Annotated in this window: 26 protein-coding genes and 1 other RNA gene; 15 read left to right on the top strand and 12 right to left on the bottom strand. The window is 61.1% G+C overall.

Annotated features, from left to right (window positions below; translation table 11 throughout):
* The first annotated feature begins 131 nt into the window (after window positions 1-131).
* The 3 genes from PMI28_RS24275 to PMI28_RS24285 all read left to right on the top strand — a co-directional run bounded on the left by PMI28_RS24275 (window position 132) and on the right by PMI28_RS24285 (window position 2,845).
* Window positions 132-914 (top strand): sulfite exporter TauE/SafE family protein, encoded by a 783-nt coding sequence (locus tag PMI28_RS24275; RefSeq protein WP_007982943.1) that lies wholly within the window; start codon window positions 132-134, stop codon window positions 912-914.
* A 97-nt stretch (window positions 915-1,011) separates the two neighbouring features.
* The gene (lgt, locus tag PMI28_RS24280; protein ID WP_007976415.1) at window positions 1,012-1,824 is read left to right on the top strand and encodes a prolipoprotein diacylglyceryl transferase; all 813 of its coding nucleotides are present in this window, start codon (window positions 1,012-1,014) and stop codon (window positions 1,822-1,824) included.
* Between the two features lie 49 nt (window positions 1,825-1,873).
* Entirely contained in the window at window positions 1,874-2,845 is a 972-nt protein-coding gene (locus PMI28_RS24285) for a thymidylate synthase (protein WP_007982942.1), read from the top strand.
* A 114-nt stretch (window positions 2,846-2,959) separates the two neighbouring features.
* On the opposite strand, the gene PMI28_RS24290 is transcribed toward PMI28_RS24285, so the two are convergent.
* Window positions 2,960-3,424 carry an Lrp/AsnC family transcriptional regulator gene (locus PMI28_RS24290; RefSeq protein WP_007982941.1) on the bottom strand — a complete coding sequence of 155 codons (465 nt, stop codon included), beginning with the start codon at window positions 3,422-3,424 and terminating at the stop codon, window positions 2,960-2,962.
* Window positions 3,425-3,550: 126 nt separating this feature from the next.
* Here PMI28_RS24290 and PMI28_RS24295 point away from each other — a divergent pair, with 126 nt between their 5' ends.
* The 5 genes from PMI28_RS24295 to PMI28_RS24315 all read left to right on the top strand — a co-directional run bounded on the left by PMI28_RS24295 (window position 3,551) and on the right by PMI28_RS24315 (window position 7,600).
* Window positions 3,551-3,889 (top strand): hypothetical protein, encoded by a 339-nt coding sequence (locus PMI28_RS24295; protein ID WP_007982940.1) that lies wholly within the window; start codon window positions 3,551-3,553, stop codon window positions 3,887-3,889.
* A 90-nt stretch (window positions 3,890-3,979) separates the two neighbouring features.
* Window positions 3,980-5,764 (top strand): GspE/PulE family protein, encoded by a 1,785-nt coding sequence (locus PMI28_RS24300; RefSeq protein WP_007982939.1) that lies wholly within the window; start codon window positions 3,980-3,982, stop codon window positions 5,762-5,764.
* A gap of 71 nt (window positions 5,765-5,835) precedes the next feature.
* A complete protein-coding gene (locus tag PMI28_RS24305) occupies window positions 5,836-6,756 on the top strand; it encodes an SPFH domain-containing protein (RefSeq protein WP_007982937.1) in 921 nt (306 codons plus the stop codon).
* Between the two features lie 8 nt (window positions 6,757-6,764).
* On the top strand, window positions 6,765-7,214 hold the full coding sequence (locus tag PMI28_RS24310) for an NfeD family protein (RefSeq protein ID WP_007982930.1): 450 nt from the start codon (window positions 6,765-6,767) through the stop codon (window positions 7,212-7,214).
* Between the two features lie 68 nt (window positions 7,215-7,282).
* A complete protein-coding gene (locus tag PMI28_RS24315) occupies window positions 7,283-7,600 on the top strand; it encodes a DUF2388 domain-containing protein (protein WP_007982929.1) in 318 nt (105 codons plus the stop codon).
* A 196-nt stretch (window positions 7,601-7,796) separates the two neighbouring features.
* Here the strand turns inward: PMI28_RS24315 and gcvP are convergent, their stop codons facing one another.
* Entirely contained in the window at window positions 7,797-10,670 is a 2,874-nt protein-coding gene (gcvP, locus tag PMI28_RS24320) for an aminomethyl-transferring glycine dehydrogenase (protein ID WP_007982927.1), read from the bottom strand.
* A gap of 155 nt (window positions 10,671-10,825) precedes the next feature.
* On the opposite strand from gcvP, the gene PMI28_RS24325 reads away from it, so the two are divergent.
* A complete protein-coding gene (locus tag PMI28_RS24325) occupies window positions 10,826-11,968 on the top strand; it encodes a DegT/DnrJ/EryC1/StrS family aminotransferase (protein WP_007982925.1) in 1,143 nt (380 codons plus the stop codon).
* Between the two features lie 246 nt (window positions 11,969-12,214).
* Here PMI28_RS24325 and gcvH read toward each other — a convergent pair whose 3' ends face one another.
* The 8 genes from gcvH to PMI28_RS24365 form a co-directional block, all read right to left on the bottom strand.
* On the bottom strand, window positions 12,215-12,598 hold the full coding sequence (gcvH, locus tag PMI28_RS24330) for a glycine cleavage system protein GcvH (RefSeq protein WP_007982924.1): 384 nt from the start codon (window positions 12,596-12,598) through the stop codon (window positions 12,215-12,217).
* A 49-nt stretch (window positions 12,599-12,647) separates the two neighbouring features.
* On the bottom strand, window positions 12,648-13,730 hold the full coding sequence (gene gcvT / locus PMI28_RS24335; RefSeq protein ID WP_007982922.1) for a glycine cleavage system aminomethyltransferase GcvT: 1,083 nt from the start codon (window positions 13,728-13,730) through the stop codon (window positions 12,648-12,650).
* A gap of 156 nt (window positions 13,731-13,886) precedes the next feature.
* Complete coding sequence (locus PMI28_RS24340) at window positions 13,887-15,503, bottom strand: ABC transporter permease (protein ID WP_007982920.1); 1,617 nt, start codon at window positions 15,501-15,503, stop codon at window positions 13,887-13,889.
* Between the two features lie 191 nt (window positions 15,504-15,694).
* The gene (locus tag PMI28_RS24345) at window positions 15,695-16,699 is read right to left on the bottom strand and encodes an extracellular solute-binding protein (protein WP_007982918.1); all 1,005 of its coding nucleotides are present in this window, start codon (window positions 16,697-16,699) and stop codon (window positions 15,695-15,697) included.
* Between the two features lie 246 nt (window positions 16,700-16,945).
* On the bottom strand, window positions 16,946-18,163 hold the full coding sequence (locus PMI28_RS24350; protein ID WP_177318951.1) for a 2-octaprenyl-3-methyl-6-methoxy-1,4-benzoquinol hydroxylase: 1,218 nt from the start codon (window positions 18,161-18,163) through the stop codon (window positions 16,946-16,948).
* 156 nt (window positions 18,164-18,319) lie between these two features.
* Window positions 18,320-19,507 carry a 2-octaprenyl-6-methoxyphenyl hydroxylase gene (gene ubiH / locus PMI28_RS24355; RefSeq protein ID WP_007982915.1) on the bottom strand — a complete coding sequence of 396 codons (1,188 nt, stop codon included), beginning with the start codon at window positions 19,505-19,507 and terminating at the stop codon, window positions 18,320-18,322.
* On the bottom strand, window positions 19,504-20,838 hold the full coding sequence (pepP, locus tag PMI28_RS24360; RefSeq protein ID WP_007982913.1) for a Xaa-Pro aminopeptidase: 1,335 nt from the start codon (window positions 20,836-20,838) through the stop codon (window positions 19,504-19,506). The genes ubiH and pepP overlap by 4 nt, the downstream gene beginning before the upstream one ends.
* A 27-nt stretch (window positions 20,839-20,865) precedes the next feature.
* Window positions 20,866-21,423 (bottom strand): YecA/YgfB family protein, encoded by a 558-nt coding sequence (locus PMI28_RS24365; RefSeq protein ID WP_007982905.1) that lies wholly within the window; start codon window positions 21,421-21,423, stop codon window positions 20,866-20,868.
* Between the two features lie 194 nt (window positions 21,424-21,617).
* Here PMI28_RS24365 and PMI28_RS24370 point away from each other — a divergent pair, with 194 nt between their 5' ends.
* The 4 genes from PMI28_RS24370 to PMI28_RS24380 all read left to right on the top strand — a co-directional run bounded on the left by PMI28_RS24370 (window position 21,618) and on the right by PMI28_RS24380 (window position 23,042).
* Window positions 21,618-21,827, top strand: coding sequence for a TIGR02449 family protein (locus tag PMI28_RS24370; protein WP_007982902.1), 210 nt, complete (start codon window positions 21,618-21,620; stop codon window positions 21,825-21,827).
* Window positions 21,824-22,141, top strand: coding sequence for a cell division protein ZapA (locus PMI28_RS24375; RefSeq protein ID WP_007982900.1), 318 nt, complete (start codon window positions 21,824-21,826; stop codon window positions 22,139-22,141). Before PMI28_RS24370 ends, PMI28_RS24375 begins: the two co-directional genes overlap by 4 nt.
* A gap of 30 nt (window positions 22,142-22,171) precedes the next feature.
* A non-coding RNA gene (gene ssrS, locus PMI28_RS29335) (6S RNA) lies at window positions 22,172-22,350 on the top strand.
* Window positions 22,351-22,436: 86 nt separating this feature from the next.
* A complete protein-coding gene (locus PMI28_RS24380) occupies window positions 22,437-23,042 on the top strand; it encodes a 5-formyltetrahydrofolate cyclo-ligase (RefSeq protein ID WP_007982898.1) in 606 nt (201 codons plus the stop codon).
* A 35-nt stretch (window positions 23,043-23,077) separates the two neighbouring features.
* On the opposite strand, the gene PMI28_RS30725 is transcribed toward PMI28_RS24380, so the two are convergent.
* Window positions 23,078-23,233, bottom strand: a complete 156-nt coding sequence (locus PMI28_RS30725) for a hypothetical protein (protein WP_007982896.1) — start codon at window positions 23,231-23,233, stop codon at window positions 23,078-23,080.
* Between the two features lie 195 nt (window positions 23,234-23,428).
* Here PMI28_RS30725 and PMI28_RS24385 point away from each other — a divergent pair, with 195 nt between their 5' ends.
* Window positions 23,429-23,881 carry an EVE domain-containing protein gene (locus PMI28_RS24385; RefSeq protein ID WP_007982894.1) on the top strand — a complete coding sequence of 151 codons (453 nt, stop codon included), beginning with the start codon at window positions 23,429-23,431 and terminating at the stop codon, window positions 23,879-23,881.
* 115 nt (window positions 23,882-23,996) lie between these two features.
* Here the strand turns inward: PMI28_RS24385 and PMI28_RS24390 are convergent, their stop codons facing one another.
* The gene (locus tag PMI28_RS24390; RefSeq protein WP_007982893.1) at window positions 23,997-24,404 is read right to left on the bottom strand and encodes a flagellar basal body-associated protein FliL; all 408 of its coding nucleotides are present in this window, start codon (window positions 24,402-24,404) and stop codon (window positions 23,997-23,999) included.
* A 150-nt stretch (window positions 24,405-24,554) separates the two neighbouring features.
* On the opposite strand from PMI28_RS24390, the gene PMI28_RS24395 reads away from it, so the two are divergent.
* Window positions 24,555-25,532 carry an NADPH:quinone oxidoreductase family protein gene (locus PMI28_RS24395; RefSeq protein WP_007982892.1) on the top strand — a complete coding sequence of 326 codons (978 nt, stop codon included), beginning with the start codon at window positions 24,555-24,557 and terminating at the stop codon, window positions 25,530-25,532.
* The last annotated feature ends 6 nt before the right edge of the window (window positions 25,533-25,538 follow it).

The following is a 25,538-nucleotide window of genomic DNA, read 5'->3' as shown; positions in this document are numbered from 1 at the left end:
CTGTCCTTGTGTGTTTTTTGCCCACTCTACGCAGACATCGCTCATCGATCCATCGCCTTGCACAGTGGAGCTTGAGGCCATGCATCCGTTACCATGCCGCTCCGGTTTTGGGGAGGCGAGCGGGAACGACCATGGAATTTCTGCTCTATCTGGCGCTCGGCGCCTGCGCAGGCGTGCTGGCCGGGCTGTTCGGGGTAGGCGGCGGGATCATTATCGTTCCGGTGCTGGTGTTCAGTTTCAAAGCGCAAGGGTTCGATCCGTCGATCCTCACGCATCTGGCAGTGGGTACCTCCCTGGCGACGATTATCTTCACCTCGGTCAACGCGGTCCGTGAGCATCACCGCCGCGGCGCCGTGCGTTGGCCGATCTTCGTATGGATGACCGTCGGCATTCTGATCGGTGCCGGGTTCGGCGCACTGACCGCCGAGGCGATTTCCGGGCCGAACCTGCAGAAAATCATCGGCGTGTTCGCGTTGGTGATCGCCGCGCAATTGACACTGGACCTCAAACCCAGGGCCAGCCGAACCGTGCCGGGTAAACTCGGTCTGACCGTGGCCGGCAGCGTGATTGGCTGGGCTTCGGCGATTTTCGGCATTGGCGGCGGTTCGCTGACCGTGCCGTTCCTGACCTGGCGCAGCGTGCCGATGCAGCAGGCAGTGGCTACCTCATCGGCCTGCGGTCTGCCGATTGCCCTGGCCAGTGCATTAAGTTTCATGATTTTGGGCTGGCACGATCCGTTGCTCCCGGCCCATAGTCTGGGTTTCATTTATTTGCCGGCGCTGTTGGGCATTGCCTTGACCAGCATGGTGTTCGCCCGCCTGGGTGCGCGATTGGCCCACAGATTGTCGGCAAAGTTGCTGAAAAGGCTGTTTGCCGCTTTGCTGTTCTGCGTCGGTCTGAACTTTCTAGTCTGAAGCATCTGCTCTGACGGGCAACGCAATCCTGGCTTAATCCTGAGGTGGCAGCGTCGCCCGGGAATTTTTAAGATTTGAACTCTAACGAGGAGTCGCAATGCTGCCTTACCCGCAGATCGACCCGGTGGCCCTGGCCATCGGTCCGCTGAAAATCCACTGGTACGGCCTGATGTACCTGATCGGCATCGGCGGCGCCTGGCTGCTGGCGTCCCGCCGGTTGAACCGTTTCGACCCGACCTGGACCAAGGAAAAACTCTCCGACATGGTGTTCTGGATGTCGATGGGGGTGATCGTCGGCGGGCGACTGGGTTATGTGCTGTTCTACGATCTGAGCGCGTACCTCGCCAACCCGACGCTGATTTTCGAAGTGTGGAAGGGCGGCATGTCGTTCCACGGCGGTTTCATCGGCGTGATGCTGGCGGCGTTGTGGTTCGGTAAAAAGAACAACAAGTCGTTCTTCCAGTTGATGGATTTCGTTGCGCCAATGGTGCCGATTGGCCTGGGTGCCGGACGAATCGGCAACTTCATCAACGCCGAGCTGTGGGGCAAGCCGACCGACGTGCCGTGGGCGATGATCTTCCCGCCGTTCAGCGACCCGGCGCAGTTGCCGCGTCACCCATCGCAGCTGTACCAGTTCGCCCTCGAAGGCGTGGCGCTGTTCCTGATCCTCTGGCTGTTCTCGCGCAAGCCACGGCCGACCATGGCGGTCTCCGGGATGTTTGCGCTGTTCTACGGCATCTTCCGTTTCATCGTCGAGTTTGTCCGTGTGCCGGACGCGCAATTGGGCTATCTGGCCTGGAACTGGCTGACCATGGGCCAGGTGCTGTGCCTGCCGATGATCGTCGGCGGCCTGGTCCTGATCTGGCTGGCATATCACCGCGCCCCGGCAACTCCAGCGGCAGCCGTATAAAATTCGAACCCCGCAGCGATGGCTGCGGGTTCAAGGACACAGGTAACTCATGAAGCAATATCTCGAACTGGTCGCCCACGTCATCAAGAACGGCACCAAGCAGGCCAACCGTACCGGCGTGAACACCATCAGTTTTCCCGGCGCGATGCTGCGTTATGACCTGCAGGAAGGTTTCCCGGCGATCACCACGCGCAAGATGGCGTTCAAATCGGCCATCGGCGAAATGTGCGGGTTCCTGCGTGGCGTGAACAACGCGGCCGAATTCCGTGCGTTGGGCTGCAAGGTCTGGGACCAGAACGCCAACGAAAACGCCCAGTGGCTGGCCAACCCGTTCCGTCAGGGCGAAGACGACCTTGGTGAGATCTACGGCGTGCAATGGCGCAAATGGCCGGCGTACAAGCAGATCCCGGTCAGCAACCAGGCCGCCATCGAGCAAACCCTGAAACAGGGATACCGCCAGATCGCCGAAGGTGAAGAAGACGGTCAGGCCTACGTGGTGCTGTACAAGGCCATCGACCAGGTCCGCCAGTGCGTCGACACCATCATCAAGGACCCGGGCAGCCGCCGTATCCTGTTCCACGGCTGGAACTGCGCGCAGCTTGATGAAATGGCCCTGCCGCCGTGCCACCTGCTGTACCAGTTCCACCCGAATGTCGAGACCAAAGAGATTTCCTTGACCCTCTACATCCGCTCCAACGACCTGGGCCTGGGCACACCGTTCAACCTGACCGAAGGCGCTGCACTGCTGAGCCTGATCGGGCGCCTGACCGGTTACACGCCGCGCTGGTTCACCTATTTCATCGGCGATGCGCACGTCTACGAGAACCACCTGGACATGCTCAACGAACAGCTCAAGCGCGAGCCGTTCCCGATGCCGAAACTGGTGATTGCCGACCGTGTGCCGGAGTTTGCCAAGACCGGCGTGTACCAGCCGGAATGGCTGGAGCTGGTGGAGCCGGGCGATTTTTCGCTGGAAGACTACGAACACCACGCGCCAATGACTGCGCCGATGGCGGTCTGAAGTACAACACCTAAACCTGTGGGAGCGGGCTCGCGCCCACAGGAGCTATGCGTACACCGCAACCCGTGTGTGCGAGCCTGCTCGCGATGAGGCCCGCAAGCTCTCCGTAAAATCTCAGACCGGTAAACTGGTGGTCGACTTGATCTCCGACAACGCCACGATCGAATTGACCTCCTGAATCCCCGGCACCATCGACAGCTTTTCGAAGAAGAAGCGCTCGTAAGCCTCGATGTCCGCCGTGACAATCCGCAACAGGAAGTCCACCGCTCCCATCAGCACATAACACTCCAGCACTTGCGGAAAACCACGGATCGCCTCGGTGAATTCGGTGAAGTTCGAACGCCCGTGGGCATTGAGTTTCACCTCCGCGAAAATCTGCGTGTTCAGGCCGACCTTCTTGCGGTCGAGCAAGGTCACCTGGCCACGAATGATGCCCTCCTCTTTCATCCGCTGAATCCGCCGCCAGCACGGCGATTGCGAAAGGCCCACCTGCTCGGCGATCTGCGCGCTGGAGAGCGAAGCGTCCTCTTGCAGCAAGGCGAGAATCTTGCGGTCGTAACTGTCCAGTTCGCTCTGCATAAAAAAACCTTTTATTGATCAATACGCGAATTGATTGATTCTACATTCCTGTCATTTTTCCAATCATAGAGAAGAAATACCCGGTACAGGATGTAAATATTTCTCCAATGATTTTGGAGCCTGACCATGCCGTATCTCGAAGCCGTGAACACCCCGCCCACTCGCGCCGATGTCTGGAACATCAGCAACGCCCACTGCCGGGCTCGCTATCAAATGCTGGCCGAGGCAGAACCCGACCTGCTGTGTCGCGCCCTCAACCTGTTCGCCTTGCAATTGCTCACGCCGGAACAGGTCAACGTGCAGCGCCAGGAAGACTGGCTGACCATCGAGATCGTCATCGACGGTTTGAGCTGGCACCGCGCGCAGGTGATTGCGGAAAAACTTCGTAACCTGATCAGCGTCTGCTCGGTGGAGCTGCAAGAGGCTGATTCTGCGTGGGCCGAAGCGGCTCAAGCGTTGGGCTGAAAAACCCCGAAACGGCTTCGTCGAGTAGTGGCCCAACGGTCAGCCGGGCCACGGCTATCCTTTGCGGACTGTCGTTCAATAGGAGCCCGCATGTCCGCACAACTCGCCCTTCAGGACCGCTGGCTGGATCTCAATGATGTGCTGCGCGAACTGGTCGCCCAGGGCTTTCTCAGCCAGGATTCGGCCGAACACGCGCTCAATGCCCGGCGCCGCAACGCCGCCCATGGCCAGATGCATCCGCTGGAGTTCATCGCCAGCCAACAGCTGGACGACCTCAGCCGTCCCGGCAAACAGCTGGACCTCGAAAGCCTGACGCTGTGGCTGTCCCGGCAGGCCGGCCAGCCTTACCTGCGCATCGATCCACTGAAAATCAACGTCGCGGCCGTAACACCGCTGATGTCCTATGCCTTCGCCCAGCGCCACAAAATCCTCGCGGTATCGATCGACCGTGATGCGGTGACCGTGGCCAGCGCCCAGCCCTATGTCAGCGGCTGGGAGGCTGACCTGACCCACGTGCTCAAGTTGCCAGTCAAGCGTGTAGTGGCCAACCCCGTGGACATCCAGCGCTTCAGCGTCGAGTTCTTTCGCCTGGCCAAGTCGGTCACCGGGGCGAACAGCGCCGACCCGCAGGTCAGTACCCCGGGCAACTTCGAACAGTTGCTCAACCTCGGCGCCAGCGACCAGGAGCCGGACGCCAACGACGCACACATCGTCAACATCGTAGACTGGTTGTTCCAGTACGCGTTCCAGCAACGCGCCAGCGACATCCACATCGAACCCCGGCGCGAGCAAGGCACGGTGCGCTTTCGCATCGACGGCGTGCTGCACAACGTCTATCAATTCCCGCCCCAGGTCACCATGGCCATCGTCAGCCGCCTGAAAACCCTGGGGCGCATGAATGTCGCGGAGAAACGCAAACCCCAGGACGGCCGGGTGAAAACCAAGACCCCGGACGGAGGCGAAGTCGAACTGCGTTTGTCGACACTGCCGACAGCCTTCGGCGAAAAAATGGTCATGCGCATCTTCGACCCGGAAGTCCTGCTCAAGGACTTCGACCAGCTCGGGTTTTCCGCCGACGACCTGCGCCGCTGGCAGGACATGACCCGCCAGCCCCACGGCATCATCCTCGTCACCGGGCCGACGGGTTCGGGCAAGACCACCACCCTCTACACCACCCTGAAAAAACTGGCGACGCCGGAGGTCAACCTCTGCACCATCGAAGACCCGATTGAAATGGTCGAGCCGGCGTTCAACCAGATGCAGGTCCAGCACAACATCGACCTGACCTTCGCCGCCGGCGTGCGCGCACTGATGCGGCAAGATCCGGACATCATCATGATCGGCGAGATCCGCGACCTCGAAACCGCGGAGATGGCAATCCAGGCTGCGCTCACCGGGCACCTGGTGCTGTCGACCCTGCACACCAACGATGCGCCTGGCGCCATCAGCCGCCTGCTGGAGCTCGGCGTGCCGCACTACCTGATCAAGGCCACGGTGCTCGGCGTCATGGCCCAGCGCCTGGTGCGAACCCTGTGCCCGCACTGCAAGGCGCCGCTGACGCTGGGCGAAGGCGACTGGCAAACCCTGACCCGGCCCTGGCAAGCACCCTTGCCGGGTAATGCCCAGCGCGCCATGGGCTGCCTGGAATGCCGCGACACCGGTTATCACGGTCGCGCCGGGGTCTACGAAATCATGCAACTGAGCGATGGCATCAAAGCGTTGATCAGTCCCGACACCGATCTGCTGGCCGTGCGGCGCCAGGCATTCAAGGAAGGCATGCGCAGCCTGCGCCTGTCCGGGGCGCAAAAAGTCGCCGCCGGGCTGACGACCATCGAGGAGGTTCTGCGAGTGACACCCCAGAGCGAGCAGAACTGAGCCCCCGCTGTTCTTACCCGGGAGCGCTACACTCCAGCGAATGCAACTCCACACATCAACAAGGAATCGTTATGCAGATCGGTAGCGTGCTTTTGCTTTTTGTCGGCCTGGTGGTCGCCATTCTTTTCATGGGTTTCAAGGTCGTGCCCCAGGGCTTTGAATGGACCGTCGAGCGTTTCGGGCGCTACACCAACACACTCAAACCGGGGCTGAACGTCATCATTCCGGTCATGGACCGCATCGGGCGCAAGATGAATGTGATGGAAAGCGTGCTGGATATTCCGCCACAGGAAGTCATCACCGCCGACAACGCCACGGTGCAAATCGACGCCGTGTGCTTCTTCCAGGTGGTCAACACGGCCCAGGCTGCCTACGAGGTCAACAACCTCGAACACGCCATTCGCAACCTGCTGCAAACCAACATCCGTACGGTACTCGGCTCGATGGAGCTCGACGCCATGCTCAGCCAGCGTGACGGGATCAACGAAAAACTGCTGCGCACTGTCGATGAAGCGACCGCGCCGTGGGGCATCAAGATCACCCGGATCGAGATCAAGGACATCAGCCCACCCGCCGACCTGATGGCGGCGATGTCAGGGCAGATGAAAGCCGAACGGATCAAGCGCGCACAGATCCTTGAGGCCGAAGGTCTGCGCGCCGCAGCGATCCTGACCGCCGAAGGCAAGAAACAGGCGCAGATCCTCGAAGCCGAAGGCAGTCGTCAGGCCGCATTCCTGGAGGCCGAGGCCCGCGAGCGGCAAGCCGAGGCAGAAGCCCAGGCCACCAAAGTGGTGTCCGAAGCCATCGCCAGTGGCAACGTGCAAGCGGTCAATTACTTCGTGGCGCAGAAATACATCGATGCGCTGGGCAAGTTGTCTTCGGCCAACAACAGCAAAGTGATCCTGATGCCGCTTGAGGCCAGCTCGATGATCGGCGCAGTGGGTGGCATTGGCGAAATCGTCAAGGCCACTTTCGATAACAAAAAAGCCTGAGGCACGCCATGTGGGCATTTTTGCAGCATCTTTCGTTCTGGGACTGGTTGGCGCTGGGCACGGTACTGTTGATTCTTGAAGTGTTCGGCGCCGGCGGCTACCTGTTGTGGATCGGCATGGCGGCGGCAGCCGTGGGCGTCCTGACCTTCTTCCTGCCGGGCCTGTCCTGGGAATGGCAGTTTCTGTTGTTCGGCCTGCTGTCGATCACTACCGCGTTGTATTGGTGGCGGCGTCAGCGCACGGCAGTACGCCCGAGCGATCAGCCACACCTGAATCTGCGCGGCCAGGAGCTGATCGGCAAAACCTTCGTGGTGTATGAAGCGATTGTCGACGGTCGCGGCAAAATCAAGGTGGCCGACGGCGTATGGATGGCCCGCGGGCCGGACGCCGCCACTGGCAGCCGCGTGCGGGTGGTCGGCCAGCAAGGCGCGATCCTGCTGGTCGAAACGGCGGAATAGGCGACCACGGAACTCGATTGGGGGTTGGCAATCCAACCGCGTAGTTAACCCAGTGGAGTCACCCTTTCATGCGTTTCAAACTTGCTGTCGCTACCGTCGCCCTGTTGTCCCTGCCTGTCGGTTCAGCGATGGCCGATACTTTTTGGCGTAACGTTCTTACGTCCGGCGCAACCACCGGTTCGAGCTATCTGACTTCCAAGGATCACAAGCTGATCGTCGCGGCCCAGGACGACGCCAGCAGCTTCGTCGCCAGTGACGGCGGGATCCGCGGTCCGTACCTGGAAGCGGCCATGCAGAAAGTCCGCACCGACAACCCGGGCCTGCAGGCCACGGACATGGAACTGGCGAACGCGATCCTGGCCAAGAATGCCGTAGCTTCTGACTAAGTATTCCCCGCATAAAAAATGCCGCTCACATGAGCGGCATTTTTTTGCCCGGCGAACACAAATCCCACGTTCACCGAACCTCCCTGTGGGAGCGGGCTTGCTCGCGAAAGCGGTGTGTCATTCAGCATAAATCTGGCTGACACGACGCCTTCGCGAGCAAGCCCGCTCCCACAGGGGTTATGTACACCCGGAAATGTCAGCGGTAGTCGTCGACCGGCACACATGCACAAAACAGGTTCCGGTCCCCATACACATTGTCCACCCGGTTCACCACCGGCCAGTATTTGTGAGCCTTGGTGTGCGCATCCGGCGTGACCGCCTGAACGATGCTGTACGGCCGCTCCCACACGCCGGTGATATCGGCCAACGTATGCGGCGCACCTTTCAGCGGGTTTTCTTCAGCCGGCCAGTTACCGTTTTGCACCTCGTTGATTTCCGCGCGGATGCTCAGCATCGCCCCGATGAACCGGTCCAGCTCGGCCTTCGATTCACTTTCGGTCGGTTCGACCATCAGCGTCCCCGGTACGGGAAACGACATGGTCGGGGCATGGAAGCCGTAGTCCATCAGGCGCTTGGCCACGTCCTCTTCGGTAATGCCGGTCAACGCCTTGAGCGGTCGCAGGTCGAGGATGCATTCGTGCGCCACCCGCTCGTTGCGCCCGGTGTAGAGCACCGGGAAGGCACCGGACAAATGCCGCGCCAGGTAATTCGCGGAGAGGATCGCCACTTCGCTGGCGTCCGCCAGTTGCGGCCCCATCATCGCGATGTACATCCAGCTGATCGGCAAAATGCTTGCACTGCCCCAGGGCGCTGCGCTGACGGCGCCATTTTGCGGATGCGGCCCGTCGATCGGCACCACCGGATGGTTGGCCACGAACGGCGCCAGATGCGCCCGAACACCAATCGGCCCCATGCCCGGCCCACCACCACCATGGGGAATGCAGAAGGTCTTGTGCAGGTTCATGTGCGAGACATCGGCGCCAATATCCGCCGGCCGCGCCAGCCCGACCTGGGCATTGAGGTTGGCGCCATCCATGTACACCTGACCACCGTGCAGGTGGATCACCTCACAGATTTCGCTGATGCCTTCTTCATACACCCCGTGGGTCGAAGGGTATGTCGCCATCAGGCAGGCGAGTTTGTCGGCGGCCTGCGCGGCTTTTTCCTTGAGGTCCTCCAGGTCGACGTTGCCCGCCTCGTCACACTCGACGATCACCACGCGCATCCCGGCCATTTGCGCCGACGCGGGGTTGGTGCCGTGAGCCGACGAAGGAATCAGGCAAATATCGCGGCCGCCCTGTTGCCGGCTCTCATGGTATTTGCGGATCGCCAGCAGCCCGGCGTATTCGCCCTGAGCACCGGAGTTGGGTTGCATGCAGATCGCGTCGAAACCGGTGATCGCACACAACCAGCGCTCAAGTTCTTCGATCATCAGCCCATAACCGGCAGCCTGTTCCCTGGGCGCGAACGGATGCAGGTTGGCGAACTGCGGCCAGGTAATCGGGATCATCTCGCTGGTGGCGTTGAGCTTCATGGTGCAGGAGCCCAGCGGGATCATCGATTGATTGAGCGCCAGGTCCTTGTTTTCCAGTTGCTTGAGGTAGCGCAACATCTCGGTTTCGCTGTGATGGGCGCTGAACACGGGATGGCGCAGATAAGGCGAAGTTCGCGCCAGCCCTTCAGGAATTCCACCAGGCAAGACTTCGGCATCCAGGTCCTCGATGCTGAGCCCGTGATCGGCCCCCAGAAACACATCGAACAGCTTCGCCACCGTGGTTTCGTCGCAGACCTCGTCGAGACTCAAGCCCAGTTGTCCGCGCCCGAGAATGCGCAGGTTGATCTGCGCGGCCCGGGCACTTTCGATGATGGCGGTCTGGGCTCCGCCGACTTCCAGGGTCAGGGTGTCGAAGAAGTGCCGGTTGACCCGGGTGATACCGTTGCGCTCAAGCCCGGCAGCAAGGATGCAGGTCAACCGATGAACCCGCTGGGCGATCCGCTTGAGCCCTTCCGGGCCGTGGTAGACCGCATAGAAACTGGCGATATTGGCCAGTAGCACCTGGGCCGTGCAGATGTTGGAGTTGGCCTTCTCCCGGCGGATATGTTGCTCGCGGGTTTGCAGGGCCATGCGCAGGGCGATGTTGCCCCGCGCGTCTTTCGAAACACCGATGATCCGCCCGGGAATCGCTCGCTTGTACTCATCGCGGCTGGCAAAAAATGCCGCGTGAGGCCCGCCGTAGCCCATGGGCACGCCAAATCGCTGGGACGAGCCGAACACCACATCGGCGCCCAGTTCACCCGGCGGGGTCAGCAACAACAGACTCAGCAAATCCGTGGCGACACAGGCCAGGGCCTGTTGCGCGTGCAGATGATCAATAAGCGGCCGCAGGTCGTGGATTTCGCCGTGAGTGTCGGGGTATTGCAGCAGCGCGCCGAACACCTGGTGCTGCTTCAAGTTATCCACAGCGTCGACGATCAGCTCGAAGCCGAAACCTTCGGCGCGGGTCTGCACCACGGAAATGGTTTGCGGGTGGCAGTTTTCGTCGACAAAGAACAGGTTGCTTTTGGACTTGGCGACCCGCTTGGCCAGGGCCATGGCTTCCGCCGCGGCGGTGGCTTCATCGAGCAGCGAGGCACTGGCCAGTTCCAGGCCGGTCAGGTCGATGGTCAGTTGCTGGAAGTTCAGCAGCGCTTCGAGCCGCCCTTGGGCGATCTCCGGTTGATAGGGTGTGTACGCGGTGTACCAACCGGGATTTTCCAGCACGTTACGCAAAATGACGGCCGGTGTGAGGGTGCCGTGGTAGCCCATGCCGATCAGGCTGGTCCAGACCTGATTCTGCTCGGCATAACCACGCAGCTTGGCTAGCGCGGCCTCTTCATCGAGTGCCGGGGGCAGGTCCAGCGCCCGGTTGAGGCGAATGCCTGGTGGCACGGTTTGCTCGATCAATTCGACCCGGCTGCCGAGGCCGAGGCTATCGAGCATCGCCTGTTGCTCGGCGGCATCGGGTCCTAGGTGGCGGCGAAGAAAGGCATTGGGGTCGCGTAACTGGCTCAGGGACGGCAACTGGGACATGACGGGCTCTCTCTTGACTGGCGCTCAGCGTCGATGCAACACGGTCAAACCAGCATAGCAGTCGATATCCGCATGGATGACGTGGCGCGCTCGACCAATCCGGATCATCATGTCCGGCGCCTCTCTAAATGTCCGCTGATCGGGTGACTGTATCCATGAGCCAACTGCCTTTCCTGCCGTTTTCCAAACCCACCATCGATGAAACCACGATCGCCGCCGTTGGCGACGTATTACGCTCGGGCTGGATTACCAGCGGCCCAAAAGTCCAGGCCTTCGAAGCGCAACTCTCGGAGTATTTTGGCGGGCGCCCGGTGCGTACCTTCAATTCCGGCACCTGCACCATGGAAATCGCCTTGCGTATTGCCGGGGTCGGGCCGGGCGATGAAGTGATCACCACGCCGATTTCCTGGGTGGCCACCGCCAACGTCATCCTGGAAGTCGGCGCCACCCCGGTGTTTGCCGACATCGACCCGGTGACGCGCAATATCGATCTGGATCAACTGGAAGCGGCGATTACCCCCCGCACCAAAGCCATCATCCCGGTGTACCTCGCCGGGCTGCCCGTGGACATGACGCGTTTGTACGCCCTGGCGAAAAAGCACGGCCTGCGGATTGTCGAAGATGCGGCCCAGGCATTGGGTTCCAGCTGGAACGGCCAGCGCATTGGCTCGACGGGGGATTTCGTCTCCTTCAGTTTCCAGGCGAACAAAAACGTCACCTCATCCGAGGGCGGTTGCCTGGTGTTGAATACGGCCGAAGAGGTACGACTGGCGGAGAAATACCGGCTGCAGGGCGTGACCCGCAACGGCTTCGATGGCCTGGACGTCGACGTGCTGGGTGGCAAATTCAACATGACCGACGTCGCGGCGGCCATTGGCCTTGGGCAATTTGCTCATATCGAAGCCATCACCGCTCATCGCCGTGACCTCGCACGGCATTACTTCGCCTGCTTTGGCGAGGATTTCGAAACGCAGTACGGGGCGCAATTGCCTCCGGCGGATTTCACCCAAAGCAACTGGCATTTGTTCCAGCTGGTACTACCGGAACGCAAAGATGGCAAACCGGCACGGGCGACGTTCATGGAGCAGATGCAGGCGCTGGGTGTCGGGATCGGCTATCACTACCCGCCGATTCACCTGTTGAGCCTTTACCGCGAACGCGGTTTCAAGGAGGGCATGTTCCCGATCGCCGAGCGGGTCGGCCGGCTGATTGTCTCGCTGCCGATGTTCACGGCGATGAGCAAAGCGGATGTCGAGCGTTCGGTGGCTGCCGTGAAAGCGGTTTTGCGCGACGCCTGAGCCTGCAATGAAAAAGCCCCGACGGATGGTAATGCTGCTCACTTAAGAGATAGAGCGAACAATAAACAACCTGTGGCGAGGGAGCTTGCTCCCGCTGGACTGCGCAGCAGTCCCCTGCTCTTTAGAGAAAAGGAGGGGCCGCTTCGCGCCCCAGCGGGAGCAAGCTCCCTCGCCACAGATTCAGTGTTCGTCCTTAAGTGAACAGCATTACCCGACGGATCGGGGCTTTGGGATGTTGCGTCAGGCTTATTCGCCGATGGCAGCCTTGTAGCCGGCGGCATCCAGCAGTTTTTCCAGATCGGCGGTGTTGCTTGGCTTGAGCTTGAAGATCCACGCGCCGTACGGGTCGCTGTTGAGCAGTTCCGGCGAAGCGCTCAGGTCTTCGTTGACCGCGATCACTTCACCGGCAATCGGGGAGTAGATGTCGGAAGCGGCTTTGACCGATTCAACGACACCGGCCTGATCTTCAGCGGCAAACACGTTGCCGACTTCAGTCAATTCGACGAACACCACATCACCCAGCGCTTCCTGCGCGTGATCGCTGATGCCCACGGTGACGGTGCCATCGGCTTCCAGACGTGCCCATTCGTGACTTTCGGCAAAACGCAGGTCGGCAGGGATATCGCTCATGTTCTGTGTCCTCAGGAAAATAGTCGGCGGGCATTCCCGCCAGAAAAGATTAGATCAAGGTTTTGCCGTGGCGTACGAAGGTCGGTTTGACCACCCGAACCGGGTACCACTTGCCACGGATTTCCACTTCAGCGCGGTCGGCAGTTGCCATCGGCACGCGCGCCAGTGCAATCGACTTGCTTAGCGTAGGAGAGAAACTACCACTGGTGATCTCCCCTTCGCCAACATCGGCGATGCGGACCACCTGATGAGCGCGCAAAACCCCGCGCTCCTCAAGGACCAGACCGACCAGTTTGTGCTGTACGCCGGCAGCCTGCTCGGTTTCCAGCGCCTTGCGCCCGATGAACTGCCGGGTGGCAGGTTCCCAGGCAATGCTCCAGGCCATGTTGGAGGCCAACGGTGAAACATCCTGCTGGATGTCCTGGCCGTAAAGGTTCATGCCGGCTTCGACCCGCAAGGTATCCCGCGCGCCAAGGCCGATGGGAGAAATCCCGGCACCGACCAGATCGTTGAAAAAGCCTGGCGCCTGATCGGCCGGCAGAATGATTTCCAGGCCGTCTTCGCCGGTATAACCGGTGCGTGCGATGAACCAGTCACCGTCGGGCAGGCCTTCGAAGGGCTTGAGGAGCTGGATCAGGTTGCTGCGGGACTGGGTTACCAGTTCGGCAATTTTTTGCCGGGCCTGAGGGCCCTGGATGGCCAGCATCGCCAACTCGGAACGTTCGCTGATTTGCACGTCGAAACCGTCGAGACGGGCTTGCATCCAGGCCATGTCCTGATCGCGGGTGGAGGCATTGACCACCAGGCGATAACCCTCATCGAGGCGGTAGACGATCATGTCGTCGACGATCCCGCCCTGCTCGTTGAGCATGGCGCTGTACAACGCACGGCCAGGGCTGTGCAGGCGTTCGACGTCATTGGCCAGCAAATGCTGAAGCCAGGCTTTGGCCTGGGAGCCACAGACATCGATTACGGTCATGTGGGACACATCAAAGACACCGCAATCGCGGCGCACCTGGTGGTGTTCCTCGACCTGCGATCCATAATGCAGAGGCATGTCCCAACCGCCAAAATCGACCATCTTCGCGCCGAGTGCGAGATGAAGGTCATACAGAGGCGTACGCTGTCCCATGGGTTTCTCCTTCCGGGCGTGGCGAAGGTGCGGACAAGCGCTGCACGAACTGAAGGCCTTGAAACAAAGGGCCTTTAGCCGATTTCAGCTACCTGGTCTGTCAGACGGACCGCACCGAATGCCGCGCATTGTAGCCGCAAGGTGTAGGACTGACACCTAGCTGTTTCGATGTGCCGAGCGCCGGATCAATCCGATGACCGGCAACAGCCCGACCAGCACCAGGGTCAATGCCGGTAAAGACGCCCTCGCCCATTCGCCTTCGCTGGTCATTTCAAAGATCCGCACCGCCAGCGTGTCCCAGCCAAACGGGCGCATCAGCAGGGTCGCGGGCATTTCCTTGAGCACGTCGACGAACACCAGCAGCGCAGCGCTCAACGTGCCGGGCAACAACAATGGTAGATACACTTTGAAAAACAGTCGTGGCCCACTGACGCCCAGGCTACGTGCCGCTTCGGGCAAAGATGGCCGTATACGCGCCAGGCTGTTTTCCAGTGGCCCGTAGGCCACCGCAATGAAGCGCACCAGATACGCCAGCAGCAACGCCGCCAGACTACCGAGCAGTAGCGGTTTGCCCGTGCCCCCGAGCCAGCTCGAGAGCGGGATGACCAGTTCACGATCCAGGTAACTGAACGCCAGCATGATCGACACTGCCAGCACCGAGCCCGGCAAGGCGTAACCGAGGTTGGCCAGACTGACCCCGGAACGAATGACGCGGGTGGGCGCCAGTCGTCGGGCAAACGCCAGCAACAAGGCAACGCTTACAGTGATCAACGCCGCCATCGCCCCCAGGTACAAGGTATGGGCGATCAGCCCGGCGTAACGTTCGTCGAGATCGAAGCGCCCACGCTGCCAGAACCACACCATCAGTTGCAGCATAGGAATGACAAAGGCGCAGGCAAACACCAGCCCGCACCATGTCATGGCTGCCAGCGCCTTGACGCCTCGCAGGTGATACAGCGCCTTGACCCGTGGTCGCTCGTTGCCCGCCCGGTTGGCCCCGCGAGCACGCCGCTCGCCGTACAGCACAAGCATCACCACCAGCAGTAACAGGCTGGCCAGTTGCGCAGCGGAGGACAGGCTGAAAAAACCGTACCAGGTCTTGTAGATGGCCGTGGTGAAGGTATCGAAGTTGAACACCGACACTGCGCCGAAATCCGCCAGGGTTTCCATCAGCGCCAATGCCACGCCCGCTCCAATGGCTGGCCGCGCCATGGGCAGAGCTACCCGCCAGAACGCTTGCCAGGGCGATTGACCAAGGACCCGCGCCGCTTCCATCAGGCCTTTGCCCTGGGCCAGGAAGGCCGTACGGGCCAACAAGTACACATAGGGATAGAAAACCAGCACCAGCACCAGAATCACCCCGCCCGTGGAGCGCACGCGCGGCAGCCGCAGACCACTACCGAACCACTCGCGCAGCAGGGTTTGCACGGGCCCGGCGAAATCCAGCAGGCCGACAAACACGAACGCCAGCACATAAGCCGGAATCGCGAAAGGCAGCATCAATGCCCAGTCCAGCCAGCGCCTGCCGGGGAATTCACAGAGACTGGTCAGCCAGGCGAGGCTGACACCCAAAAGGGTGACACCCGCACCGACACCGAGTACCAGCGTCAACGTGTTGCCCAGCAGACGCGGCATTTGCGTGCCCCACAGGTGGGACCAGATTTGAGCGTCGATGGTTTGCCAGGAAAGCAGCAGGACGCTCAGGGGCAACAGGACCAGCGCAGCGATGGCGAAGACGACTGGATACCAACGGCGTTGGGCGGGATGGGCCAAGGGAGTTCTCTAGAAATTCAGTTCGCACCCTGTTTGTGGTGAGGGAGCTTGCTCCCGCTGGGCTGCGTAGCAGCCCCAAAACGCGGACAAGCCGCGCAGATTTTTGTGAGTGCCGTGCACTCAAGCGGGAGCAAGCTCCCTCGCCACAGGGATCGTGTTCAACCCTGACTTACCAGCAACAGTAAATCGACTCAGTTCCAGCCCGCCCGATCCATCATGCGAATCGCCTCAGCCTGACGCTTGCCGGCAATTTCCACCGGCAAGGTATCGGCAATGAATTTGCCCCAGGCCGCCACTTCCTCGGAAGGCGCCACCGCCGGGTTGGCCGGGAACTCCTGGTTCACGTCGGCAAAGATTTTCTGCGCTTCAGGGGTGGTCATCCACTCCACCAGGGCCTTGGCCGCTTCCGGGTGTGGCGCGTGTTGGGTCAGGCCGATACCCGACAGGTTGACGTGTACGCCACGGTCAGCCTGGTTCGGCCAGAACAACTTCACCGGCAGGTCTGGCTTCTGCTTGTGCAGGCGGCCGTAGTAGTAGGTGTTGACGATACCGACGTCGCACTGGCCGGCATTGATCGCTTCCAGCACGGCGGTGTCGTCGGAGAACACGTCAGTGGACAGGTTCTTGACCCAGCCCTTGAGGATTTCCTCGGTTTTGTCGGCGCCGTGCACTTCGATCATGGTCGCGGTCAGGGACTGGTTATAGACCTTTTTCGCCGTGCGCAGACACAGGCGGCCTTCCCACTGCTTGTCGGCCAGCGCTTCGTAGGTGGTCAACTCACCTGGCTTCACCCGATCAGTGGAGTAAGCGATGGTCCGGGCCCGCAGGCTCAGGCCGGTCCAGGCATGAGAGGCTGCCCGGTATTGCAGCGGAATGTTGGCGTCGATGGTTTTCGAGGTGAACGGCTGGAGGATGCCCATCTGCTCGGCTTGCCAGAGGTTGCCGGCATCGACGGTGAGCAGCAGGTCGGCCGGCGTATTCGCGCCCTCGGCCTTGAGCCGCTGCATCAGTGGCGCTTCCTTGTCGGTGATGAACTTCACCTTCACGCCGGTCTTGGCGGTGTAGGCATCGAACACTGGCTTGATCAGTTCGTCGATACGCGAGGAGTAGACCACCACCTCGTCAGCAGCCTGGGCGGCGGTACTGCCGATCAGGGTCAGGGCCAGTGCAGTCAGTAGACGCTTCGGTGCCAACATGGGAGCGGTCTCTCGATTGAAAAATGAGGGCAAATGATAAGGACTCACATTTAGCTTCTCAATCGAACCCGTTCGCGGAGGAGTTACCAGATGTTGCGCCGCCTGGAATTTTCGGTGCTCGTGCTGACGCCTTCGCGAGCAAGCCCGCTCCCACAGTGGCCGGTGTGAAACATCAATTTTGTGTACACCAAAAAACCTGTGGGAGCGGGCTTGCCCGCGAAGAGGCCAGCAACCTCAACGCAGAAATCAGGGCTTGGCGAGTGCCGGCAAATCCCCGGTCAACCCCAGCGCTTCACGCACGAACAACGCCTTGGCTTCGGGCATTTTCTCAACCATTTTCAACCCGGTGTTACGCAACCAGCGCACCGGCAACGGATCCGCCTGGAACAACCGCTCGAAGCCTTCCATCGCCGCCATCAGCGCCAGGTTGTGGGGCATGCGCCGACGCTCGTAACGGCTGAGGACTTTCACATCCGCCAGGCGTTCGCCACGGGTTGCCGCTTGCAGCAACACGTCGGCCAGTACGGCGGCATCGAGGAATCCGAGATTCACACCCTGCCCGGCCAACGGGTGAATGGTGTGGGCGGCGTCGCCGATCAATGCCAGGCCTTCAGCCACATATCGCTTGGCATGCCGCTGGCGCAGGGGCACACACAGGCGCGGGTCGGCGCTCAGCACTTCGCCGAGCCGACCTTCGAAGGCCCGCTCCAGCTCCTTGCAGAAGCCTTGCTCATCCATCGCCATCAGACGTTCGGCTTCGCCGGGCGTGGTCGACCAGACGATCGAACACCAATCCTGTTGTCCGTCGCGCTCAAGTGGCAGAAACGCCAACGGACCATTGTCGGTAAAGCGCTGCCAGGCTGTCATCTGATGCGGTTTGGCACAACGCACGCTGGTGACGATGGCATGGTGCAGATAATCCCATTCGCGGGTCGCGACCCCGGCCAGGCGCCGCACTGCCGAGTTGGCGCCATCCGCCGCGATCACCAGCGGTGCGCGCAGGGTGCGGCCATCGGCCAGGGTCAGCAGCCAGTCATCGCCGGAGCGGCGCATCTGTTCCAGCCGTGCATTGGCCAGCAACCCCAGGTCACAGTCGTGCAAGCGGTCAAGCAAGGCATCCTGGACCACTCGGTTTTCGACGATATGCCCCAGCACCTCGGCGTGCACGCTGGCCGCCGAGAAGTGGATTTGCCCGGTGCCGCTGCCATCCCAGACCTGCATGTCGGTGTAGGGGCTGCTGCGCCGCCCGGCGATGCCGTCCCAGACGCCAAGGCGTTCGAGAATCCGCTGGCTGGCAGCCGACAAGGCGCTCACGCGAGGCTCAAACGCGGCCTGAGCGTTGAAGGGTTTGACACTCATGGGGCTGCCGTCCAGCAGCAGGACTTCCAGCCCGCTGTTCTGCAACGCCAGCGCCAGGGCGCTGCCGACCATTCCGGCTCCGACAATCAGCAGATCTGCACGCATTTCCATGCTTTAAGCCTGTCTCTCTTGCGGCTTGAGCCGCACGTAAAGGGTTTTCCCGACCCGCGCCAGGGTGGCCGGCGCCGTCATGAATGTCGACCTGCAATTGCGGCAGGTATTTTTATCAATCGCGCCTTGCCGAACCGGAGGATCAACCAGTTACGCATCTGGACGGGTACCCAGGCCCATCGCCTGCCGGGCAAACCAGCGTTTGGCCGGTGGCAACAGATCGAGCCCGAGCAAGCCGATGTTACGCCCCAGGGACACCAGCGGCTGGGTACTGCCGAACAGGCGCGTGACCCGATCGGAGAAGCCTACGGTGAGGTTCTGATCGAGACGCTGGCGTTCGCGATAGGCTTGCAACGTGGCGAAGTCGCCCAAGGGCTTTTCGCTGGCGAGCAAGGCATCGGCCAGGGCCTGGGCATCGCGCAGGGACAGATTGAACCCTTGGCCTGCGATCGGATGCAGGCTGTGTGCCGCGTTGCCGAGGACCGCCAGATGCGGACGTACCTGCTCCTCGGCCTCGACCAGCGTCAGCGGATACAGATGCCGCGCACCGACCTGTTTCAACGTGCCGAGACGATAGCCGAACACACCCTGCAACTCGCTGAGGAAGTTGCGCTCATCGAGGGCCGCCAGGCGTTGCGCGTCCATGCCCAGGCGGGTCCAGACCAGCGCGCAGCGGTTTTCCGGCAGCGGCAGCAACGCCATCGGGCCTTCGTCGGTGAAACGCTCGAAGGCCATGCCGTTGTGAGACTCACTTGGGGTGATGTTGGCGATCAGTGCGCTCTGGTTGTACGGACGCTTGCGGATGCCGATCCCCAGTTGCTCACGCAGGCCGGAACGACCGCCATCGGCGAGTACCGCAAGATCGCACTCCAGGGTGGTTTCATCGTTTAGGGTCAGGCGATAGCCATCGGTCAGCGGCTCCATGCGGGTGACTTCCGCCGGACAGCGCCAACTGATCACGTCCTTGTCCAGGCCTTGCCACAGGCATTGGCCGAGCCAGGCGTTTTCAACGACATAACCCAGCGCTGGAACACCCTCTTCCATCGCCGACAATCGGGCGGTGGAGAAGCGCCCACGGTCGGAAACATGAATCTGCTTGATCGGCTCGGCGCGACGGGAGACTTCCTGCCAGACGCCTAGCCGTTGATAAATCTGCCGCGAGCCAAAGGACAACGCCGAAGAGCGGGCATCGTAACTTGGTTGATACGTATCGCCAGGGGCGAACGGCTCGATCAGCACGATCTTCCAGCCTCGGGCCTTGGCGCCGGCCTGCAAGGCCAGCGCCAGGCTCGCACCAACGAGGCCGCCACCGATGATTGCCAGATTGACTCGACTCATGCCGCTTGTGTCCGCGCGGCGGCCATCAGGGCCTCGATCTCGGCGACGGTTTTCGGCACGCCGCCCGTCAATATTTCACAGCCGGTTTTGGTGACCACTACGTCGTCCTCGATGCGCACGCCAATGCCGCGCCATTTCTTCGCCACATTCTGGTTGTCCGGGGCGATGTAGATCCCCGGCTCCACGGTCAGCGCCATGCCGACTTCCAGCACGCGCCACTCGCCGCCGACCTTGTACTCGCCGACGTCATGCACATCCATGCCCAGCCAGTGACCGGCGCGGTGCATGTAAAACGCTTTGTAGGCTTCGCTGGCGATCAGTTCGTCAACGTCGCCCTGGAGCAGCCCGAGCTTGACCAGCCCGGCCGTTATGACCCGGACCGTCGCTTCATGCGCCTGGTTCCAGTTTTTGTTCGGGGCGATTTCGGCAAAGGCGGCCTCCTGGGAAGCCAGCACCAATTCGTAAATCGCTTTCTGTTCCGCTGAATACTTGCCGCTGACCGGAAAGGTCCGGGTGATGTCGCTGGCGTAGCAGTCGATCTCGCAACCGGCGTCGATCAGCACCAGGTCACCGTCCTTGAGCGTCGCGTCATTCTGTTGGTAATGCAGGATGCAGCTGTTGCGCCCCGCCGCGACGATCGACCCGTAGGCCGGCATCTTCGCCCCACCCTTGCGGAACTCGTAATCGAGCTCGGCTTCCAGGCTGAACTCGTGCAACCCGGCGCGACAGGCTTGCATCGCCCGCACATGCGCCCGGGCGGAAATCCGTGCTGCCTCGCGCATCACCTTCACTTCTGCCGCCGATTTATACAGGCGCATGTCGTGAAGCAGATGATCCAGGGCAACGAATTCGTTCGGCGGCTGGGCACCGAGGTTGGCCTTGGAGCGGATCACGTTGATCCACTCCATCAGGTGGCGGTCGAATTCGGGGTTGCTGCCCATGGCCGAATACACCCGGTCACGGCCTTCGATCAAACCCGGCAGGATGTCGTCGATATCGGTGATTGGAAAGGCGTCGTCAGCACCGAAGTCGCGGATCGCGCCTTCTTGCCCGGCACGCAGGCCATCCCACAGCTCGCGCTCGGCATTGCGCTCGCGGCAGAACAGAATGTATTCCCCATGCACCCGGCCCGGTATCAACACCAGTACAGCCTGGGGCTCGGGAAAACCACTGAGGTACTGGAAGTCGCTGTCCTGACGGTAAACGTGCTCGACGTCGCGGTTACGAATGGCCACCGCGGCGGCGGGCAGGATGGCAATGCTGTTGGGTTCCATCTGCGCCATCAGGGCCTTGCGGCGACGGCTGTATTCCGATTTCGGGATATGGATCATGGGCAGATGGCGTTCCCTGGCAAACGATTAGTGCAGCGACGGTTTGGCGGCGGCCGGCACGTCTTTTTTGGTCTCGGAGAACAGCAACAGCGGTGCGACGCGCAGGTACTCCATGACTTCCATGTAGTCGTTTTCACCGTCGTCGGACTCTTCCAGCGCGTCTTGCACCTGGGAAATGGCCGCCAGGTCCTGCAGCACTTCGGTGGCCTCGGTGCTCAGGGCGCTGCTGTCACGGCAGTTCAGGCCGAAACCGCTGAGGAAACCCTGGCACCATTGGCCCAGCGCAGCGGCGCGATCAGTCAGCGGCGCGTCGTCGGTCGGCAGCAACAGCACGACGGTCACGTCATCGCCGGTGAGCTCGCCTTTTACCATCTCTTGCAGGCCGATCAGGGCGCTGCGAACATTGTCCTGTGGCTCGCTTTCGAGTAGTTCGGCGGCGTCGATCAGCCAGCCTTCGGCATCGAAACCGGCGCCGGCGCAGCTGCGGCCGAGCAGCAGGCCGTGCAGTTCGGCAGGCGAGACATTGTGACCACTGGAAGTCAGCAGGGTGGCGAAGGCTTGGTACGGGGAATTCTGAATGGTCATGGGCAGCTAGGCGCCAGACGGCGCTATGTCTAGAATGAAGGCCTTGTATCCTACATCGACTACCCCTGTAGGAGCGAGCTTGCTCGCGATGGTCGCCAACGATAACGCTGGGTACCTGACACTCCGCGGCGTTCTCGGGTTCATCGCGAGCAAGCTCGCTCCTACAGTCCGCCCCCCATCAGACAGTGAACACAATGGAAGACACCGATCTGCAAGCGCTGATGGCCAGACTCGAACTACTGATTACCCGAGTCGAGCAACTTAAGAGTCAAAATGGACTCTTACTAGCTCAGGAAAAGACCTGGCGCGAGGAACGCGCGCACCTCATTGAAAAAAACGAAATCGCCCGGCGTAAGGTCGAATCGATGATTTCGCGCCTCAAGGCCCTGGAGCAAGACTCATGAGTTCAAGCAATAGCGTCACCGTGCAGATCCTCGACAAAGAGTATTCGATCATCTGTCCTCAGGAAGAGCGCAGCAATCTGGTCAGCGCCGCCCGTTATCTGGACGGCAAGATGCGCGAGATCCGCAGCAGCGGCAAAGTCATTGGCGCCGACCGCATCGCCGTGATGGCTGCGCTGAACATCACCCATGACCTGCTGCACAAGGAAGAGCGCCCGGATATCCAGGCCAGCGGCTCGACCCGCGAACAGGTGCGCGACCTGCTCGATCGCGTCGATCTGGCGCTCGCCACCGATCCGGACGTCACCAAAGGCTGATTCACGTCGCCGCTTGCGGTATACTGCCTTCACTCCCTGGGGTGCTTGCCAGTTGGCGATGTCCCTGAGCCGATTTGCTATACCCTGGAAGTTGCACGTTGGGCTGGTGTGCATGTCCGCTAGACGGAAAGCCTTAAAGCTTACTGCATCTTCCACCTTGAACTTTCGGGTTCAAGGGCTAAGTCGACAGCGACACATTCGGGGAGCCTGATTCCAGTCCGATGCCGGTTTAAATACCGGCATCGGCGTTTTTACGGGTACGATTTATGTACCTGCCCTGCCGAAGCCCGAATCCATGACCGAACCTGCGCTGCTTCCCCGCCCGCAACTTCGACGCATGCTGCGCAAGGCCCGCCGCGCACTGACACCCAGTCAGCAGCGCCGGGCTGCTCGCGGGCTGTACAAGCAATTGGCCCAGCAACCGCTGTTCCGCCGCGCCAGACACATCTCGCTCTACCTGCCGACCGACGGTGAAATCGATCCGCGCCTGTTGCTGCGTGCCGCGCAACGCCGGGGCAAGGCCACCTATCTACCGGTGCTGAGTGCCTGGCCGCGAACCAAAATGGTGTTCCAGCGCATCCGGCCCGGAGAGAAACTCAAACCCAACCGCTTCCGTATTCTTGAACCACGGGCAAACATCGCACGGCAGCGCAAGATTTGGGCGCTGGATCTGGTGCTGTTGCCATTGGTGGGTTTTGACGATGTTGGCGGACGCCTGGGGATGGGGGGTGGCTTCTACGATCGGAGCCTGGCCTACCTGGCGCGACGAAACGGCTGGCGCAAGCCGACGCTATTGGGGCTGGCCCATGAATGTCAGAAAGTGGGGCGATTGGCTCAGGCGAGCTGGGATGTGCCGCTGCAAGGAACGGTGACGGACAAGGCCTGGTATTACGCAGGCTAGGCGCCACTTCGATCAGCGGCGCCGAAACAACAGGATCAGCGCTTGAAGGCTGTCGACTGTTGCTGCAATTGCGCGAGCTCGACCGGCGCATCGGTCTTGTTGGCCCACAGGCTTTGGGCATAGCCAGTGGTCACGACGCCAAGGCCAAATAAAATGACCAGAATCCATAGTAAATCCGGTTTGCGTTTCATCGATTGCCCCCCAAAGGCATATCAACACGATGACAGCAGCGGTTTCCGTTTGTTGGCCGTGCAGCAGCGTCAAGCTTTAAAGGCCGGCATTTTGCGACAACGTGAACCGCTGCGCAAATGCTGACGTCAACCGACTGTCGGTTTGTCATAAAATTGCCGATAAGCTGCTCAATCACCACGCAAGGAGCAAAAGACATGGCCTATTGGCTGATGAAATCCGAGCCCGACGAGCTCTCGATCAAGGGGCTGGAGAAGCTCGGCAAAGCGCGCTGGGACGGGGTTCGCAACTATCAGGCACGCAATTTCCTGCGGGCCATGGCAGTGGGGGATGAGTTCTTTTTCTATCATTCCAGCTGCCCTGAGCCGGGCATCGCCGGAGTCGGCAGGATTGTCGAAGCCGCGTATCCGGACCCGACGGCACTGGAGCCGCAGAGCCATTATTTTGACCCGAAGGCCACCCCGGACAAAAACGCCTGGAGTGCGATCGATGTCGCGCATGTCGAAACGTTTGCCCGGGTGCTGAAACTGGATTACCTGAAGCAGCAGACTGCACTGGCCGAGATGCCACTGGTGCAGAAAGGCTCGCGGCTTTCGGTGATGCCGGTGACGCCGGAGCAGTGGGCGACGGTGATCGCCTTAAAGACTTGAGTGATTTATCGCCTGGACTGGCCTCTTCGCGAGCAAGCCCGCTCCCACATTGGAATGCATTTCAAATGTGGGAGCGGGCTTGCTCGCGAAGAGGCCGGTACAGGCGCTAGAAGACTTACTGAATAATCAGGTTGTTGAACAACAGATCCTCAATCACCGGCTTGCCGGTTTCATCGTTCATCACCTGCTGGGTCTGTTTCAGGGCTTCCTGACGCAGCTTTTCCTTGGCCTCGACGTTGTTCATCGTCTCGGTGGTCTGCTGGGCGAACAGCGCGACCAGTTGATTGCGAATCAACGGCTCATTGGCCTTCACTGCCTTGGCAGCTTCGTCACCGGTCACCCGCAATGCCACATCAGCCTTGTAGACTTTGAGTTTCGGCGTGCCGTCCAGCCCGTAGTTACCCACGAACGGCGGGCTCAGGGTGATGTAGCTGACCTTCGGTGCTGCATCTTCTTTGGCTTCTTCGGCCACTGCTGCCACAGGCAGAGACAGGGCCAGCAACAACATGATCCACGCTTTCACAATTCACTCCTTATCCGGTTTGCGGCCTAGCATAACGACCCGCCATGCAAGCACAAGCTTATGGCTGGCTATCAGGGCCGGGCATGCTCGTTGACCCATCGACCCACACACCTACACTTATCGGCCATCACTCCCAAAGGAATAGCCCTGATGAAAGCCGTGCTGTGCAAAGCCTTCGGCCCTGCCGAATCGCTGGTGCTGGAAGACGTCGCCAGTCCTGTCGCGAAGAAAAATGAAATCCTGCTGGAGGTGCACGCCGCCGGGGTGAATTTCCCCGACACGCTGATCATCGAGGGCAAATACCAGTTCAAGCCGCCCTTCCCGTTTTCGCCGGGCGGTGAAGCGGCCGGCGTGGTCAGCGCCGTGGGCGAGAAGGTCGGCCACTTGAAAGTCGGTGACCGGGTCATGGCCCTGACCGGCTGGGGCAGTTTTGCCGAACAGGTCGCCGTGCCGGGCTACAACGTGTTGCCGATCCCGCCGTCCATGGACTTCAACACCGCCGCCGCCTTCAGCATGACCTACGGCACCTCGATGCACGCCCTCAAGCAGCGCGGCAACCTGCAACCGGGTGAAACCCTGCTGGTCCTCGGCGCCTCCGGCGGTGTCGGCCTGGCCGCGGTGGAAATCGGCAAGGCCATGGGTGCCCGGGTCATCGCCGCGGCCAGCAGCGCGGAGAAACTCGCCGTGGCCAAGGCCGCCGGTGCCGATGAACTGATCAACTACAGCGAAACCAGCCTCAAGGACGAAATCAAACGCCTGACCGACGGCCAGGGCGCCGACGTAATCTACGACCCGGTCGGCGGCGACCTGTTCGACCAGGCCATCCGCGCCATTGCCTGGAATGGCCGCCTGCTGGTGGTCGGCTTCGCCAGCGGCCGCATCCCCGAACTGCCGGTGAACCTCGCGCTGCTCAAGGGCGCCGCAGTACTCGGCGTGTTCTGGGGCTCGTTTGCCCAGCGCCAGCCGCAGGACAACGCCGCGAACTTCCAGCAATTGTTTGGCTGGTTCGCTGAAGGCAAGCTGAAGCCGCTAGTGTCGCAGGTGTATCCATTGAGCAATGCGGCGCAGGCCATCAATGATCTTGGCCAGCGTAAAGCGGTCGGGAAAGTGGTGGTGCAGGTTCGCTGAGCCGAG

The organism is Pseudomonas sp. GM48, assembly GCF_000282335.1.
GTDB lineage: Bacteria > Pseudomonadota > Gammaproteobacteria > Pseudomonadales > Pseudomonadaceae > Aquipseudomonas.
This window is presented reverse-complemented; position numbering and strand designations above follow the sequence as displayed.

What these genes read in the sequence shown, in the direction of transcription:
- PMI28_RS24275 (WP_007982943.1), top strand. Translation starts at nt 132, where the DNA reads ATGGAATTTCTGCTCTATCTGGCGCTCGGCGCCTGCGCAGGCGTGCTG.
- lgt (WP_007976415.1), top strand. Translation starts at nt 1,012, where the DNA reads ATGCTGCCTTACCCGCAGATCGACCCGGTGGCCCTGGCCATCGGTCCG.
- PMI28_RS24285 (WP_007982942.1), top strand. Translation starts at nt 1,874, where the DNA reads ATGAAGCAATATCTCGAACTGGTCGCCCACGTCATCAAGAACGGCACC.
- PMI28_RS24290 (WP_007982941.1), bottom strand. Translation starts at nt 3,424, where the DNA reads ATGCAGAGCGAACTGGACAGTTACGACCGCAAGATTCTCGCCTTGCTG.
- PMI28_RS24295 (WP_007982940.1), top strand. Translation starts at nt 3,551, where the DNA reads ATGCCGTATCTCGAAGCCGTGAACACCCCGCCCACTCGCGCCGATGTC.
- PMI28_RS24300 (WP_007982939.1), top strand. Translation starts at nt 3,980, where the DNA reads ATGTCCGCACAACTCGCCCTTCAGGACCGCTGGCTGGATCTCAATGAT.
- PMI28_RS24305 (WP_007982937.1), top strand. Translation starts at nt 5,836, where the DNA reads ATGCAGATCGGTAGCGTGCTTTTGCTTTTTGTCGGCCTGGTGGTCGCC.
- PMI28_RS24310 (WP_007982930.1), top strand. Translation starts at nt 6,765, where the DNA reads ATGTGGGCATTTTTGCAGCATCTTTCGTTCTGGGACTGGTTGGCGCTG.
- PMI28_RS24315 (WP_007982929.1), top strand. Translation starts at nt 7,283, where the DNA reads ATGCGTTTCAAACTTGCTGTCGCTACCGTCGCCCTGTTGTCCCTGCCT.
- gcvP (WP_007982927.1), bottom strand. Translation starts at nt 10,670, where the DNA reads ATGTCCCAGTTGCCGTCCCTGAGCCAGTTACGCGACCCCAATGCCTTT.
- PMI28_RS24325 (WP_007982925.1), top strand. Translation starts at nt 10,826, where the DNA reads ATGAGCCAACTGCCTTTCCTGCCGTTTTCCAAACCCACCATCGATGAA.
- gcvH (WP_007982924.1), bottom strand. Translation starts at nt 12,598, where the DNA reads ATGAGCGATATCCCTGCCGACCTGCGTTTTGCCGAAAGTCACGAATGG.
- gcvT (WP_007982922.1), bottom strand. Translation starts at nt 13,730, where the DNA reads ATGGGACAGCGTACGCCTCTGTATGACCTTCATCTCGCACTCGGCGCG.
- PMI28_RS24345 (WP_007982918.1), bottom strand. Translation starts at nt 16,699, where the DNA reads ATGTTGGCACCGAAGCGTCTACTGACTGCACTGGCCCTGACCCTGATC.
- PMI28_RS24350 (WP_177318951.1), bottom strand. Translation starts at nt 18,163, where the DNA reads ATGCGTGCAGATCTGCTGATTGTCGGAGCCGGAATGGTCGGCAGCGCC.
- ubiH (WP_007982915.1), bottom strand. Translation starts at nt 19,507, where the DNA reads ATGAGTCGAGTCAATCTGGCAATCATCGGTGGCGGCCTCGTTGGTGCG.
- pepP (WP_007982913.1), bottom strand. Translation starts at nt 20,838, where the DNA reads ATGATCCATATCCCGAAATCGGAATACAGCCGTCGCCGCAAGGCCCTG.
- PMI28_RS24365 (WP_007982905.1), bottom strand. Translation starts at nt 21,423, where the DNA reads ATGACCATTCAGAATTCCCCGTACCAAGCCTTCGCCACCCTGCTGACT.
- PMI28_RS24370 (WP_007982902.1), top strand. Translation starts at nt 21,618, where the DNA reads ATGGAAGACACCGATCTGCAAGCGCTGATGGCCAGACTCGAACTACTG.
- PMI28_RS24375 (WP_007982900.1), top strand. Translation starts at nt 21,824, where the DNA reads ATGAGTTCAAGCAATAGCGTCACCGTGCAGATCCTCGACAAAGAGTAT.
- PMI28_RS24380 (WP_007982898.1), top strand. Translation starts at nt 22,437, where the DNA reads ATGACCGAACCTGCGCTGCTTCCCCGCCCGCAACTTCGACGCATGCTG.
- PMI28_RS30725 (WP_007982896.1), bottom strand. Translation starts at nt 23,233, where the DNA reads ATGAAACGCAAACCGGATTTACTATGGATTCTGGTCATTTTATTTGGC.
- PMI28_RS24385 (WP_007982894.1), top strand. Translation starts at nt 23,429, where the DNA reads ATGGCCTATTGGCTGATGAAATCCGAGCCCGACGAGCTCTCGATCAAG.
- PMI28_RS24395 (WP_007982892.1), top strand. Translation starts at nt 24,555, where the DNA reads ATGAAAGCCGTGCTGTGCAAAGCCTTCGGCCCTGCCGAATCGCTGGTG.